Here is a 15155-nt window from a genome sequence, read left to right as displayed (position 1 = left end):
GTCACTTTCCTTCGAACACAGGAGTGCGGCGTTCGGCGAAGGCCGCGACGCCCTCGGCCCAGTCCCGGGTCGCCATCAACTCGAGGATCTGGCGCGGCTCGGTGGCGAGGGCGACGTCGAGGGGATCGTCACGGCGCAGCGCTGCCTTCATCCGCGCCAGCGGCAACGGAGCTTTGGCGGCCAGCGATTCGGCGAGTCCGCGCGCGGTGTCGAGAAGGATGTCGCCGGAGACGGACGCGTAGGCCAGCCCCCAGTCGAAGGCCCTTGCCGCGTCGCATCGTTCGCCGAGGATGAGCAGGTCGGCAGCCCGGCGCAGACCGATCAGCCTGGGCAGTCGATGGGTGACTCCGCCGCCGACGAACGTCCCGATACTCACCTCGGGAAAGCCGATCTGGGCATCGTCGGCCATGACGAGAAAGTCCGCGCTGACGGCCAGCTCGGCACCGGCGCCGAGCGCGTAGCCCGCGACGGCGGCGACCACGGGCGTGTCCATCCGCTGGATCTGCTCGCACGCGCGCTGCGCGAGATCGAGGTAATGCGCTTGCTCGGCGGGCGTTCGAGTGCCGGAGCGGTGCGCTTTCAGATCCGCGCCCGCGCAGAACGCGCGACCGGCACCATGCAGGATCACGCAGCGCACCTGCGGATCGGAATCGGCGACGACCAGATGACCGATCAACGCTTCGTAGAGCTCCTCGCTGACCGCGTTGAGCCGCTCCGGGCGGTTCAGCGTCAGCGTCGCGATGGGACCGGACCTGCTCACCAGCACCGTGGACATCTTTCAGTTCCTCCTGCTCGGGGTCGAAGCCACACTATGCCATACAAATTGCATTCCCAGCAGTGAATGCAAATCAATTTGCAAACGCGAGGCGGGCGGCGTTGCATGACCGACCATCCGTTACCCGGGTCACAGCCCACGGTCCTTGGGAGGCATCGTGCCCACCGCAATCCCCCCTGCGGGAAATCTGCAGCACGCCATCAACACTCGTCAGCTCACGATGATCGGGATCGGCGGCGTCATCGGCGCAGGCTTGTTCGTCGGCAGCGGCAACGCGATCGCGGCCGCCGGGCCCGGCATCGTCCTGGCCTATCTGTGCACCGGCGTGGTCGTCATCCTGGTGATGCGCATGCTGGCCGAACTGGCCACGGCCAGTCCGGAGACCGGTTCGTTCTCCAGCTACGCCGCACGTGAACTCGGGCCGTGGGCCGGGCTGTCGGTCGGGTGGGTCTACAGCTACCACTGGTGCGTGACGGTCGCGTTCGAGGCCGTCGCGGGTGGCGCGATCGCCAACCAACTGCTGCCCGCCGCGCCCGCCTGGGCGTTCGCCTTGCTCTTCCTGTGCGTTCTGACCGGAGTCAATCTGGCCGCGGTCAGCTCGTTCGCGCGTTTCGAGTTCTGGTTCGCCCTGGTCAAGGTCGCCGCGATCGTCGTCTTCATCGGCATCGGCATCGCCGCGATCTGCGGCGCGTTCCCGCATTACGCGGCGCCGGGCACGACGAACCTGCTGGGACGAGGCGGCTTGCTGCCCAACGGCTTCACTCCCCTGCTGGCCGCGTCGCTGACGGTCTTCTTCTCCTACTTCGGCACCGAATTGGTGACCATCGCCGCGGGTGAGGCCGCCGATCCGGTCGACGCCGTTCGGTCGAGCATGCGCAGCGTCGCCGGGCGCATCCTGATCTTCTACGTGGGCTCGATGCTGGTGGTCGTGACATTGCTGCCCTGGGACAGCGCCGAGATCACCGAAAGCCCGTACACCGCGGTGCTGAACCTGCTGAACATTCCCGGCGCCAGGACCATCATGAATCTGATCGTGCTCACCGCGGTGCTGTCGTGCCTGAACTCCGGGCTCTATTCCGCATCGCGCATGCTGTTCTCGCTGGCCCAGCGCGGCGAGGGACCGCGACCACTCGGCCGCACCACCCGTTCCGGCGTGCCTGCGGCCGGGGTTCTCGCCGCCGCGAGCGCCGGGTTCCTGGCCGTGGCCGCGAACTACTTCCTGCCCACCGGGGCGGTCTTCAGCTTCCTGCTCAGTTCCTCCGGCGCGGTCGCGGTGATCGTCTACCTGTACATCTGCGCCACCTACATCGCCGGACGGCGCAACGGCGCCGCCGTGGATTCCGCCGCGCCTGTGGTGCGGATGTGGGGGGCTTCCTACCTGCCGTACCTGGTCCTGGTCACTTTGCTGGGCATCGTGGTGGGCATGGTGTTCGGATCCGGCACCCGGACGCCGCTGGCGCTGACTCTCGTGGTCACCTTCCTGGCCGTGGCCGCGGGCGGGCTGCACCAGCGGCGCGCGGGCCGGAATGCGGCGATGGCGCCGGTGAATCAGCCACGTGCACCGGAAGATCAGTCGCCGTCGGCGGCGTAGACGCCGAATTCGTCCAGGAGTCGTTCCTCTTCCAACAGCGTCTCACGCACCTCGTGGCCGAGCAGGTGGGCCACCGCACCGGACATCGCCTGGACGATCGAGGTGAACGCGGTCATCGACCGCAGCACGCTGGCGCTCGACGCCTCGACGTAGAAGGTCTCGTGCGCCGCCGCCGCCAGCGGCGAGACCGGGGTGTCGGTCAGGGCCACCACGTGCGCGCCGCGCCTGCGGGCCCACTGCGCCGCGCGGACGGTGTCCAGGCTGTAGCGATGGATCGAGAGGGCAACGAAACAATCTCCCGGGCGCACGCGCCGCAGCTCGTCCGTCAGCGAGCCCCTGGTCCCCGTCACGCTCGCGACGTCCTCCCGCAGCAGCCCGAGCAGGTAGCCCAGCAGGTAAGCCGGAGCGTGGCACTTGCGCAGGCCCATCACGTGCACGCGCGGCGCGCGCGCCAGTTGCGTGGCCACCGCGTCCCAGGTGGCGTCCGCGATGCCGGCGAAGGAGCGGGCGATATTCGCCTGGTCCAGCACCACTTGGCGCTCCCGCAGTCCCGCACCCTGCTCCATCAAGTGCTCGAGGTTTTCGAAACGCCGCAGCAGCTGCGCCTGCTCCCGCAGCCGTTCCTGGCACAGGCGGGCCAGACCGGGGTACCCCTTCAGCCCGAGACCGTTCGCGAACCGCACCACGGTCGCCTCGTTGACCGCCACCGCGCTCGCCAGATCGGACACGGTCATGAACGCCACCGCCTCCGGGTCCGACAGGACCCGCTCGGCCAGCTTCTTGTGCGAGGCCGACAGCGAACTCCACCTGGCGCGGATCTCGCCGACCAGATCGTCGAACGTGGCCGGACCGGTCGCCGACTCCGCATTCGCGCCCACCGCGCCTCCTCCACCACATCGACCACCAGCTTCTTCCCAAATCTATCCGACCGGCCGATCGCACCTCCGGCTCCGATGGCCGAGCCGAGGCTCCGACCGGCGATGGAATCGGCCAGGAGACCCCGGCGGCGGTCCTGTCGGCCCAAGACCGACGCGATGCGTATCGCCGCCGACCGACGGCGGCTACCGCGAACCCGAGTCATCGGCACGATCGCGTGTCCGTACGGCCGGATACGCTGGGCGCGTGCCCATCTCGTTCGACACCGCGAATCTGGAGCAGGTCGACACCGCGACCTGGCGCAATCCCCATACCGGCGACATGGTGAACGTGTCGTACTTCGACCTCGTCCCCGATCTGCCCGCGCCCATGGCGGATCTGCCGACCCTGCGCCGTCGCCTGGCCGAGCGGAGCGCCGAGAACGGCTGTCTGATCGAGGCATTCGTGGTGTGGCTCGACGCGCAGCCCGCGCTGTTGCGGATGGAGAAACTGCCCCTGCCCAACCAGCCCCGAGGCTTGGTGTTCGCCGCGTCCGTCATCGTTCCGAAGGCCCGCAGCAGCGCTGCTCTCCAGATCCTGTGTCCCGAAGCCGGGACCACGGGACTACGCGAGGCCCTGCTGGCCACCAAGATCGGCTTCGACGGCATGTACCCGCCGCATCCCTACGCTCCCGAGGTGCGGGGGCGGCTACCGTACAACGCCGCCGACGACATGCGCTGGGACGCGGAATTCCCCGATCATCCGCTCAGCCGTGCCCGTCGCTGGATCGCGCACACCGTCCCCACCGCCCGGCTGGCCCCGGATTTCGCGGCATTGCCCCCGTTTGCGGCCTGATGGGGCAGTCTGCACGTTCTGACCCGGCCGGATCGGGACGTGCGCAACTCGGCAGCGAAGAGATCGCGCACGCGCCGCCATGGGTGGCGACTCGTCCGGTTGCGGAGCGGTCGCTGCTGTGCCTCTAATGAGCCCGAGCACCCGCCCAGGCGGGACGAGACCCAGGCGGACGGCGTGGCGGTCCGCCGACCGCTAGGAGTTCACGATGACAACTGGATACGTATGGAACACCCTCTACGGGTGGGCCGACACCGGCAGCGGAAGTCTGTTCCCGTCCGACGTGACGGTCGGTCTCCAGCCGATCGGCCACCACCTCGCGCATCCCGACACCAAACGGCGTTTCCACGAATTGGTCTCGGTGTCCGGACTGCTGGACAAGGTGCACTCGATCAAGGCCGAACCCGCCGAAGAGGCCGACATCCTGCGGGTGCACACCGCGCAGCATCTGGAGCGGATCAAGGCGGAGAATCTGCAGCCCAAGGGCGGTGACGCCGGCGACGGCGTCTCATCGTTCGGCAAGGGCGGATACCAGATCGCCGCGCTGTCGGCGGGCGGTGCGATCGCACTCGTGAAACAGGTGCTGGCGGGGACGGTCGACAACGGTTACGCACTGGTCAATCCGCCGGGCCACCACGCCACCCGCGCCACCGGCATGGGCTTCTGCATCTTCAACAACGTCTCCATCGCCGCCGCCTACGCCAAAGAGGTCCTCGGCGTGCGGCGCATCGCCGTCGTCGACTGGGATGTCCACCACGGCAACGGCACCCAGGACATCTGGTACGAGGACCCGTCGGTGCTGACCCTCTCGATCCACCAGCATCTGTGCTTCCCGCCGAACTCCGGCTACCGGGAGGAGCGCGGCGCCGGCGACGGACACGGGTACGCGATCAACGTGCCGCTCCCGCCGGGCAGCGGAGACGCCGCGTACCTGTATGCGATCGACCGAGTGGTCGAACCGGCGCTGCACGCCTTCGCGCCCGAGTTGATCATCGTCGCCTCCGGCTTCGACGCGAGCATCCTCGATCCGCTGGCTCGGCAAATGGTCACCAGCGGCGGCTTCCGGCACCTGACCCGCCGGATGCTGGACATCGCCGCCGCCACCTGCGCGGGCCGGATCGCCTTCGTACAAGAAGGCGGCTACAGCCCGCACTATGTTCCGTTCTGCGGGCTGGCCGTGCTGCGCGAGCTACTGGGCGAGGAGTACGTGGAAGACCCGTACACCCCGATCGTCACGACCCAAGGCGGAGATGTCCTCCTCGACCACGAGGCCGCCGCGATCGAAGCGGCCGCGGCCTTGGTCGCCGACCTTTGACTCCGATCGGTCGACCGCCGTGGTGGTGACCGAACGGGCGCATCGGGATTCGACGGGCCAGCGGTCATCAGGCCGCCGAGGTGGGCTCACACCGTGCTGGCGTGGACGAGGTGCGGCACCGAGTCGACAGGCTGAGCGGTGGTTTCGACGCCATAGCCGCCGAGCAACTCTGTCGCGGTGTGGTCTTCGACGCGGGTGAAGCCGAAGGACAGCAACGCACTGCGGATCTCCTCCGCCGTGAAGAAACTGAGCCACGGTTCGCCCACCGCGGCGACTCGATCCGCGCGTGCCCGCCTGCCGTCGGCCGCGGCGTCGGACAGCGGGTAGACGTAGTCGAAGACCACTTCCGCGGCCGCACCGTGACCGGCGATGTAGCGCAGCGTGTCATCGACCGACGTCCTGGTCAGATACACGGCGACGCCCAGCCAGACGAACACCGCGTCGCCGGTGCGGTCCAGTCCCGCCGCCGCCAACCCGGCGGCGAGTGTCGACTGTTCGAAGTCGACGGGGGCGAAGGTCAGCGAAGGCGGGATGGCGATTCCGGTCTCGGCCAGCCTGCGCCGCTTCCATTCCTGGGTGTCGGGGTGATCGACTTCGAAGAATCGCACGTTCTCGTGGGGATTGCGGTAAGCGCTGGTGTCCAGCCCCGCACCGAGCACGACCACCTGGCGCGCACCCCTGGCGACGGCGGCCGCCACGACGTCATCGGCGAAGCGGCTGCGCGCCGCGATGAACAGGCGCCGCCGACGAGCCAGATCTTCGTCGACGCCTCGGTCGAATTCAGTTGCCCCGAAGGCGCTTTCACCGGCGATGCGCGACGCCAGCGGATCGCTGAACACCGGCGGCTCATCGACGACCTGATGCTGAGCCCGCGCTCGCGCCACGGCCATGGCGGTACTACTCGGTTCACCGACCCGCATGCCGCCACCCTACCGACCGCTGCGAGACATTCTGATAGCACCGGCGTTGACAACCGAGCGCCGCCGCCATACGTTTCCTCGCACCGATGCGGAAACTTCGGCGATACGGCCGCTCCGCTGTCGTGACGAGAGGTCGTCGATGTCGACGCAATTGTTGGTGAGCCACGGTAGATTCGTGCGCCATCGGGACGAAATTCTGCGATTCCTGAGATCCGGCATATCGGCCGCCGCACTGATCGTCGCGGTCGCGACACCCGCCGTCACGGCGCGGGCCGAGGGTACGGAACGTATCGAGACCACGGTGGTCTCCTCCTCACCGATCACGTCCGTGGCGGAGTCCGTTGTCAGCCTTCGCCTTCCGTTGCCCGATTCGGTCGGGCCGCATCCCGCCGCCTGTGACCGGCTGTCGTACCTGCGCTACCGAGATGTCGCGGGCCCGGTGCGCTCGGCCGACGCCGACGCCGTGCTGGTGGCGCAGCCGGGAATCTTCGAGGGCGCGGGCGCGTTCGACAGTCTCGCGCGCAATACCGTTGCCGCAGCGGCGGAACAGGGTCGGCACCTGGAGTTCTGGGCGCTGGACCGGCGTTCCAACTGTCTGGAGGACCACCTCGGAAGGCAGGCCGGTCTGGCGGCCCGCGACGTGCATCTCGCCGTCGACTACTACTATCGCGGCGCCGAGATCGACGGCCGCCGATTCGGCGGCGTGGTGCCGGACGACCAGCTCGGGTGGCTCGGTCACGTCGGTGTCGCACAGACCGTTCAGGACCAATACGATCTGCTCACCACGGAACTGCCCGATCCGGTGTCGCGGAAGCGGAAGACGTTGTGCGGTGGGCATTCGCTGGGCGGGGTCCTCACCGCGTTCTTCGCCGAATGGGATTTCGGCGGGGTCGCGGGCGCCGACCAGTGTGCGGGCTATTTCGCCCTGGACTCCGCGATCGACACCTCGCTGTCGGCGCTCAACGGCATCCCGGACTTCCTCGACCTCTCCGTCGGCGGCATCGGCTCCACCGCGATCGAGGCAGCGCTGGACCGAGGCGTGCTGCCCCGAGTGCTGGCTCTGCCCGCGGTCATCAACCCCGAGACGATGAACCTGCTCGGCATCGCGGGGCTGGCGGCTCATCTCGCGCCGGAAGCCGAATCCGACCTCGCGCGTTACGTTCCGGGCAATGTCAACCAGGAGGCCACCTACCGCCTGCTGCTGTCGCGGGACGCGGCGGCGGCCGCGTCCGGTTCCCCGTCGGTCCGTGATTTCCGGATCACGAACGCCGCCGCGCTCGGCGCGTTCCTCGACGCCAACTCCCAGCCGCTCGCCCTGCTGCAAGCGGGATTCGGCTTCTTCGACGGCGGCTCCGTCGCGGACAAGGACTTCCCGCTTCCCGGCGACGTCGCCGCGTTCCCGGCGCTGCGCGGCCTCACCGGCATGCTGTTCGGTCCGGATCGCAAAGCTATTCCCGATCAGCCCGGCGGCCCGCTCTACACCTGGCTCGACTACGACGCGCCGGCCGTGACCGCGGGCGTGCCCGACCGCGACGGCGCACCGTTCACCGATGCCACCCATGAGGTCACCGATATCGCGGACCTCTCGCGCAGCCTCGCCGCGCAACCGCTTGATTTCATCGAGGGATACTTCCCGATGCGACTGGCGTTCGACGTCTTCCAAGCGCAGGCCCCCGAGATCACCCGGCACCGCACCCATCCCGGCGGTGTCCTCGCCGATCGGACCCTCAACCTGATCGGCGGCGCCGGAATCGTCGTCGCGGCAGGGGCGCGTAGTCACGGCGAGACGGTGATCGCCCCCGGCTACCACCACCTCGACGTGCTCACCGCCGCGGCGAAACAATCGGGCGGGCGACCGGAGATCATCTCCACCGATCTGGCCCGCTTCGCTCTCGACCGCGTCGACCGGCCTTGACCGGACACTCCGGTACGGGGAGGTGCGGTCAGCCTGGGCGAGTGGGAGCGACCGGGCTCGAACGGGGCCATGACACCGGATGGGTTTTCCGCCGTCCGGCCGTGAGCGGCGCGGCGATGATCGGGTATCGCGCTCGCGGCGCGGGCGGATTGGACCTGCGGGTCACCGCGCTGCCCGCGGTCACGGTGCTGATCGAGTTCGGGGGAAACGAACTCGTCGTCGACAGCACGGCGGGGCGGCAGGCGTTCAGCGGCTTCGTCTCCGGATTCCCACACGGAACCATGCGTGTGCGTACCGAGCGGGCCGAATGCGTCGAGGTGCGCTTGTCGCCCCTGCAGGCCTATTCGTTGTCGAGTATCGACCCGGCCGCTCTGGGCAGCACGGTCGTCGGCTTGGAGGATCTCTGGGGCCGCCGGGCGCTGTCGCTGTGTGAGCGGCTCGCGGATGCCGCGACGTGGCAAGAACGGTTCGCGCTGACGAACTCGTTCCTGCGGCGGTGTGCCGAGCCGACCCGGACGCCGGACCCCGAAGTCACCGCGAGCTGGCAACGCATCGTCGCAGGCCGAGGACAGGTGCGCATCGATGCGCTGGCCCGATCCTGCGGGTGGAGCCGCAAACGGCTGTGGGCCAGATTCGAAGCCAAGATCGGACTCACCCCGAAACGCGCCGCGATGCTGGTGCGGTTCCGGCATGCGGTCGAAGGCCTGCTCGCGGGCATTCCCGCCGCCGATGTAGCGGTGACCTGCGGCTATACCGACCAGTCCCACCTGTGCCGGGACGTGTCGAGTTTCGCCGAGACCACGCCGGGATCGCTCACGGCGCAACCGCTCAGCCCCCTCTCGCGGCATCGCTACCGGGCCTGGGGAACGTTCTTTCCGGCCGAGCGGGACTGGCCGGTCGGCGGTGCCTGCTCACCGGGTTCGCGGCCGCTGCGCCGGTCCGTGGCGGGCTCGCCGACCAGCCGGTGAGCGATCCGCGGCGCACGGCGCCCCGCCGCCCGGGAGCGCTCCCGTCGGCGCACTCCCGGGTGGGAAACTTCGAGACCGAGGCATATCTTCACCCGGCCAGCGTGTCGCTCGACACCTGCCACAGCCGTGCGGCGGCGTCGGGGTCGAGCGCGTACTCGGCGACTCCGTTGCGGGCGCTGAGAACACCGACCACGGCCTCGTTGCAGTCCTCGAAGTAGCGTCCCCCGACACCGTCGAGCAAGGGCGACGCCGCGACGAGAACGGAGGTGGCCGCACCCTGCTGCGGCGTCTTCCACACGCTCGCCCCGCCCGCGGCCGCGCGGAGCCGCTCGAGTTCCTCCTCCGACACGTGCCGTTGCAGGTTGGTGCGGATACCACCGGGCATCAGCGCGTTGACCGTGATGCCGTCCTCGGCCCACCGCCGGGTGGCTTCCACGGCGAACAGCACGTTGGCCGTCTTCGACTGTCCGTAAGCCGACCACGGGTCGTAGGGCCTGCGTTCGAAGTGGATGTCGTCGAACACGACCGGCGAACGATGATGCGCGCTGGAGCTCACGGACACGACCCGCGCCGTCCCCGCCGCGGCCAGCGCCCGACGCAGTCCGGTGGCCAGCGCGAAGTGGCCGAGGTGGTTGGTGGCGAACTGCATCTCCCACCCTTGCGGCGTGCGCAACAGCGGCGAGGCCATCACGCCCGCGTTGTTGATCAGCATGTGCAGCGGACCCGCCCAAGCGGCCACGAACGCCGCGACGGACGCTCGATCGGCGAGATCGAGTGGAGCGACACGCACCGTGTCGTTGCCGGTGGCGCCTGCGATATCGGCCGCGGTGCGTTCCCCCGCCGCGAGGTCGCGGACGGCGAGAGTCACCTCGGCCCCGGCGCAGGCCAGCGCGCGGGCGGTCTCCACGCCGATCCCCGAGGCGCCGCCGGTGACGACGGCGCGCCGCCCGGTGAGATCGACGCCGGCGAGCACCTCCGCCGCGGTGGACTCGGCTGTGAACGGGGTGGTGATGCGATCGGTCATGACGTGTCCCATCTCGGTAGACTCGAACCGGAGGACGCTCCGGTACTACCCATAACCGGAGATGCCTCCGCTTTGTTCCCCGGGAGGATGGATGACGACCGAACGCCCGCTGCGCGCCGACGCACGACGCAACCGAGACCGGCTGCTCGAGGTCGCCGTGCGCGCGTTCTCCCACGACGGACCGGACGTCACGCTGGAAGCCGTCGCCAAGGAAGCGGGCGTGGGCATCGGCACGCTCTACCGCCACTTCCCCACCCGCGAGGCACTCGTCGACGCCGCCTACCGCAACGAGCTCGCCCGGCTGTGCGACTCGGTCGCCGACCTGCTGGCAGGCCTCCCGCCGGACCGGGCGCTGCGCACCTGGATGGACCGCTTCGTCGACTACACCACCACCAAGCGCGGGATGGGCGAGGCCCTGCGCGCCGTCATCGCCTCCGGCGGCGATCCGTTCTCCGAAAGCCGCGACCGCCTGACCACCGCGGTCACCACGCTGCTGAGGGCGGGACAGGCGGCCGGAACCCTTCGAGCGGACGTCGCGGCCGAGGATCTACTCGTCGGCCTCAGCGGCATATCGCTCGCCACCGAGAGCCAGGAACGCAGGGAACAGGCCGGGCGGCTGCTCGACCTGCTCGTCGACGGCTTGCGACCGCGGATCGCGCACCCGTCGTCGTGAATGCGCACCCTGCCGTGCGGTCCCATCGACTGCGCGGTTCTCGGTCGGGAGGATCGTCGTGCACGGGGACGCGCCCGCACCAGCAAGGGCACTCAACCGGCGGTCGGGCCTGTCCAGAGCCGCGACGACGCCCGCGCGGTGCCACGGTGGCGATATCGCGTCGGCCCGGCCGGCGGAAGGTCCGGTCCGCCCATTTCGATCCGGCTGACCGTAATGCTGGCCGGACCCGAGTTGGCGTGGTTTCCTCGGACCCGGTCGTCCGATTCGAGCGAAAGGCCGTGGCATGTCCGCCGAGCACCGCGAGCTCATCCGCCGCACGCCGAGCAGAGCCATTCCCGTCGGCGGCGCGCCGAGCAGCATGAGCGTGTGCGACGCCGAGTGCTACTCGACGGCCGCACCCGTCACACGGGCCGCATAGCCCTCCTGCCGACGGGACGACTCGTGCCCGCCGAACTCCTGTGTCGCAGCGCATCGGTTACGGTCGGAAAGGAGCGCGAATTCGGCGGCGCGGCGATTCGCTTTCCGCACGCCGCCGGAAATCGATCCCGCGAAACCGACTGCTTTTCGACGGTCCGGGTGGCTGTCCGTGAACAACTCCCGACCGGTCTTCGCCTGACGATGGGAATCCCGTGAATTTATGGAGCTATATCCGGGGGCGGGGCGAAGTGCTGGCATTCCTCACCTATCAGCACGCCTCGCTCGCGTTCCAGACGGTTCTGGTCGGCACCGTCGTCGCCGTCCTCGTGGCGGTGGCGGTTTATCGGTTCCCACTGCTGTCCGCGCTTTCGCTGACCTCGAGTCGAGTCGCGCTGACCATTCCTTCGCTGGCGCTGCTGGCGATCCTGCTGGTTCCGTTCGGGCTGGGCGTGGTGCCGTCGTTCGTGATGCTGGCATTCTTCGCGGCTTTGCCGGTGGTCGGCAACGCGATCGTGGGATTGCGGTCGGTGCCCGCCTCGGTCGTCGAATCCGCCCGCGGAATCGGCCTTTCACGCCGGCGCATTCTGCTGACCGTCGAACTGCCGATCGCCTGGCCGGTGATCCTCACCGGCATCAGAGTGTCCACCCAGATGATCGTCGGCGTCGCCGCGATCGTCGCCTACGTCCTCGGGCCCGGCCTCGGATCGCTCATCTTCAACGGCCTCTCCCGTCTCGGCGGTGCGAACTCCCTGGAGATGGCGCTCACCGGAACCATCCTCATCGTCATCATCGCGCTGGTGTTCGACGCACTCCTCGTCCTGCTCGGACGCCTCACGATCGCGAAGGGACTGTCATGACCGACGTGACCGACGGGCCCGCTCCCGCGACGCCGCAACGGCCGGTGACCGGCGCCTCCATCACACTGGACTCGGTCGTCAAGCGCTACAAAGGCCAGGACGAGCCCGCGGTGCGGCGCCTCGACCTCGAGATCGATGCGGGCGACATCGTGGCGTTCGTCGGCCCGTCCGGGTGCGGCAAGACCACCACGCTGAAGATGATCAACCGCCTGATCGAGCCGACCGAGGGCCGCATCTTCATCGGCGGCCGCGACGTCACCCGAGAGGACCCCGACAAGCTCCGGCAGTCGATCGGGTACGTCATCCAGTCCGGCGGGCTGTTCCCCCACTGGACGGTCGCCAAGAACGTCGGCGCCATCCCCCGGGTGCTCGGCTGGGACAAGAAGCGGATCGCCGAGCGCACCGAGTACCTGCTGGATCTGGTCGGCCTCGACCCCGCCACCTTCGCCGACCGGCTGCCGAAGGACATGTCCGGCGGACAGCAGCAGCGCGTCGGCGTGGCGCGCGCACTCGCCGCCGACCCGCCGGTGCTGCTCATGGACGAGCCGTTCGGCGCGGTCGATCCGATCACCCGGGTGCGCCTGCAGGACAGCCTGATCGCCATCCAGCAGGAACTCGGCAAGACCATCGTGATCGTCACCCACGATTTCGAGGAGGCCACCAAGCTCGGTGACAAGGTGCTCATCCTGTCCGAAGGAGGACACGTCGAGCAGTACGCGAGTCCGGAGGAGATCCTCACCGATCCGGCCACGCCGTTCGTGGAGGAGTTCGTCGGGTCCGGCGCGAAGCTGGCGTATCTCACCGTGTCGCGGGTGCGCGACGTCGCCTATGACGACGTCGTCACCGCACGGATCGGCGAACCCGCCCGCGGCGTCATCGAACGGGCCGAGGCCGCGGGGCAGACCTGGGTCGTCGTGGTCGACGAGGCCGGGCGGCCGCGGTCGTGGCCTTCGCTCGCGGAAGTGGCGACCAAACCGGAGGTCTCCGACTACCTCGATCGGCGTTTGCCCGTCGTGGCGCGATCCTCGACGCTCAACGACGCGCTCGACGCCATGCTCGCCACCAGCCAAGGCGCCGCGCTCGTCACCGACGGCAGGGGCGCGGTGCTCGGCTCGCTGAGCATCGACACGGTCACCGAGGTGATCCGGACCAAGCTCGCCGAGGGGCGCGCCGACGAGGCGGATCTGTCCTACACGACCTACGTCGACGGAACCGATCCGGCCCCGACGCCGGTGGTCGCCGCCGACGAGGAACTCGGATCGGACCAGCCGTCATGAGCCGCCTGCGCCGCGTGCCGATCGACGTGTGGTTCGAACCGCTGGTCATCCTCGTCATCGCCGCCGGATACATCCTGTGGTACCGGTCGACGAGCTTCACCGCGACGGAGCAGGCGTCCCTCGGCTGGGACAACCTGCAGACCACGATCGTGCAGCACATCAAGCTGACCGTGGTGGCCACGGTGATCGTGGTGGTCGTGGCGATTCCGCTCGGCGTCGCGCTGTCCCGCCCGGCACTGAAGCGGCTGGAGCCCGTCGCGGTGAATATCGCCAATATCGGACAGGCCGCACCTGCGGTCGGACTGCTCGTGCTGTTCACCTTCTGGCTGGGCACGGGATTCCGCACCGCGATCGTCGGCCTCGTCGTCTACGCGGTGCTGCCCATCCTGCAGAACACGATCGTGGGACTGCGGCAGGTCGATCAGCGCACCATCGAGGCGTCGCGCGGCATCGGCTATTCGGCCGCGCGCACGCTGCTGCAGGTCGAGCTGCCGCTGGCGGTGCCGGTGATCCTCAACGGGGTGCGCACGGCGCTGGTGATCCTGGTCGGCACCGCGACACTGAGCACGTTCATCGGCGCGACCAGCCTCGGCACGCTGATCACCACCGGGGTCACCCTCTTCCTGCCCAAACTGCTCGTCTCCGGCGCGATCCTGGTCGGACTCCTGGCGCTGATCATCGACTGGCTCGGCCGCCTCGTCGAACTGGCCGCGACCCCGCGAGGGATCTCATGAGATCGCCACGAGCCCGGGTGCTCGGCCTGCTGTGCGCACTCGTCGTGTCGGCCGCGGTCGCCGGGTGCGGTCTGGTGAGTTCGTCGGGAACCTTCCACGACGCGCGCCTGCCCGGCGGTGACCGGCCGCTGGATGGCGCCGAGCTGGTCGTGACGTCGAAGAGCTTCACCGAGGGCGTCCTGCTGGGCAAGATCACCGCGACCTACCTGGCCGCGGCGGGTGCGAAGGTCACCGACCTCACCGGTGCGCCGGGGTCGGCCTCGTCCCGGCAGGCTCAGCTGAACGGCGACGCCGATGTGCTCTGGGAGTACACCGGCACCGGCTGGGTCAATTACCACAATCAGACCGAGACGATCTCCGACCCCGCCGAACTCTGGCAGCGCGTGCACGACATCGAGAAGCGCGACCACGATCTGGAGTGGCTGCCGCCGGCCAACTTCAACGACACGTACGCGTTCGGCGCGTCGACGCCGACCGCAGAACGCCTGCGCGTCGAGTCGCTGTCCGATGTGGCGGCGCTCCCTGTGCCCGAGCGCACCTTCTGTGTCGACGACGAATTCTTCAGTCGCTCCGACGGTTTCATTCCGATGCTGCAGAAATACGGGATCCCCTACAACGATCCGAACGGCGTCCCGTCCGGGAATGTCACGCGGATGGACGCCGGTGTCGTCTACACGGCCACGGCCAAGAGCGCCCCGTGCAATTTCGGCATGATCTACACCACCGACGGGCGGGTCAAGAACCTGAATCTGGCGGTGCTCGACGACGACCGGAAGTTCTTCCTGCCCTACAGCGGCACGGCGGTCGTGCGCGGCGCGGTCATCGAGCGTCACCCGCGATTGCGCGCCCTGCTCGGCACCATCTCCGAACACCTCACCGACGAACTGATGCAGGACCTCAACGGCCGCGTCGACATCGATGGCGAGGACCCCGCCGATGTCGCCTACGACTGGCTGAAGAGCGAGAAGCTGGTGGAGTGACC

At 68.9% G+C, this 15155-nt stretch carries 14 protein-coding genes; 10 read left to right on the top strand and 4 right to left on the bottom strand.

All coding sequences use genetic code 11. The features are described from left to right. Position 1 precedes the first annotated feature (1 nt). Entirely contained in the window at positions 2-775 is a 774-nt protein-coding gene (locus tag U3653_RS30235) for an enoyl-CoA hydratase/isomerase family protein (RefSeq protein ID WP_195083037.1), read from the bottom strand. 157 nt (positions 776-932) lie between these two features. On the opposite strand from U3653_RS30235, the gene U3653_RS30230 reads away from it, so the two are divergent. Further along, positions 933-2366 carry an amino acid permease gene (locus U3653_RS30230; protein ID WP_323124637.1) on the top strand — a complete coding sequence of 478 codons (1434 nt, stop codon included), beginning with the start codon at positions 933-935 and terminating at the stop codon, positions 2364-2366. On the opposite strand, the gene U3653_RS30225 is transcribed toward U3653_RS30230, so the two are convergent. Then, positions 2345-3244: a MurR/RpiR family transcriptional regulator gene (locus U3653_RS30225; RefSeq protein WP_195083036.1), complete on the bottom strand. Its 900-nt coding sequence runs from the start codon at positions 3242-3244 to the stop codon at positions 2345-2347. The two genes, U3653_RS30230 and U3653_RS30225, sit on opposite strands and share 22 nt — an antisense overlap. A gap of 244 nt (positions 3245-3488) precedes the next feature. Here U3653_RS30225 and U3653_RS30220 point away from each other — a divergent pair, with 244 nt between their 5' ends. Together U3653_RS30220 and U3653_RS30215 are read left to right on the top strand one after the other, a co-directional pair. Then, on the top strand, positions 3489-4076 hold the full coding sequence (locus tag U3653_RS30220) for a hypothetical protein (protein ID WP_323124638.1): 588 nt from the start codon (positions 3489-3491) through the stop codon (positions 4074-4076). Between the two features lie 205 nt (positions 4077-4281). Beyond that, positions 4282-5388, top strand: coding sequence for a class II histone deacetylase (locus U3653_RS30215; RefSeq protein ID WP_195083035.1), 1107 nt, complete (start codon positions 4282-4284; stop codon positions 5386-5388). Between the two features lie 86 nt (positions 5389-5474). Here U3653_RS30215 and U3653_RS30210 read toward each other — a convergent pair whose 3' ends face one another. Further along, positions 5475-6308, bottom strand: coding sequence for a class I SAM-dependent methyltransferase (locus tag U3653_RS30210; RefSeq protein WP_195083034.1), 834 nt, complete (start codon positions 6306-6308; stop codon positions 5475-5477). A gap of 175 nt (positions 6309-6483) precedes the next feature. Here U3653_RS30210 and U3653_RS30205 point away from each other — a divergent pair, with 175 nt between their 5' ends. Then, entirely contained in the window at positions 6484-8223 is a 1740-nt protein-coding gene (locus U3653_RS30205) for a hypothetical protein (protein WP_323124639.1), read from the top strand. A gap of 41 nt (positions 8224-8264) precedes the next feature. After that, entirely contained in the window at positions 8265-9191 is a 927-nt protein-coding gene (locus U3653_RS30200) for a helix-turn-helix domain-containing protein (RefSeq protein WP_323124640.1), read from the top strand. 88 nt (positions 9192-9279) lie between these two features. Here U3653_RS30200 and U3653_RS30195 read toward each other — a convergent pair whose 3' ends face one another. Beyond that, complete coding sequence (locus U3653_RS30195) at positions 9280-10215, bottom strand: SDR family NAD(P)-dependent oxidoreductase (RefSeq protein WP_195083033.1); 936 nt, start codon at positions 10213-10215, stop codon at positions 9280-9282. Positions 10216-10306: 91 nt separating this feature from the next. Between U3653_RS30195 and U3653_RS30190 the strand changes: the two genes are divergently transcribed. The 5 genes from U3653_RS30190 (at position 10307) to U3653_RS30170 (ending at position 15153) form a co-directional block, all read left to right on the top strand. After that, complete coding sequence (locus U3653_RS30190) at positions 10307-10888, top strand: TetR/AcrR family transcriptional regulator (protein WP_195083032.1); 582 nt, start codon at positions 10307-10309, stop codon at positions 10886-10888. 629 nt (positions 10889-11517) lie between these two features. Then, positions 11518-12162 carry an ABC transporter permease gene (locus U3653_RS30185; RefSeq protein WP_195083031.1) on the top strand — a complete coding sequence of 215 codons (645 nt, stop codon included), beginning with the start codon at positions 11518-11520 and terminating at the stop codon, positions 12160-12162. Next, positions 12159-13439 carry an ATP-binding cassette domain-containing protein gene (locus U3653_RS30180; RefSeq protein ID WP_195083030.1) on the top strand — a complete coding sequence of 427 codons (1281 nt, stop codon included), beginning with the start codon at positions 12159-12161 and terminating at the stop codon, positions 13437-13439. Before U3653_RS30185 ends, U3653_RS30180 begins: the two co-directional genes overlap by 4 nt. Next, on the top strand, positions 13436-14173 hold the full coding sequence (locus U3653_RS30175) for an ABC transporter permease (protein WP_195083029.1): 738 nt from the start codon (positions 13436-13438) through the stop codon (positions 14171-14173). Before U3653_RS30180 ends, U3653_RS30175 begins: the two co-directional genes overlap by 4 nt. Then, a complete protein-coding gene (locus tag U3653_RS30170) occupies positions 14170-15153 on the top strand; it encodes a glycine betaine ABC transporter substrate-binding protein (RefSeq protein ID WP_195083028.1) in 984 nt (327 codons plus the stop codon). The genes U3653_RS30175 and U3653_RS30170 overlap by 4 nt, the downstream gene beginning before the upstream one ends. The last annotated feature ends 2 nt before the right edge of the window (positions 15154-15155 follow it).

This window comes from Nocardia implantans (assembly GCF_035544775.1).
In the GTDB taxonomy this organism is placed as follows: domain Bacteria; phylum Actinomycetota; class Actinomycetes; order Mycobacteriales; family Mycobacteriaceae; genus Nocardia; species Nocardia implantans.
Note: the sequence above shows the minus strand (reverse complement) of the source record. Positions and strands in the feature narration are given on the sequence as shown.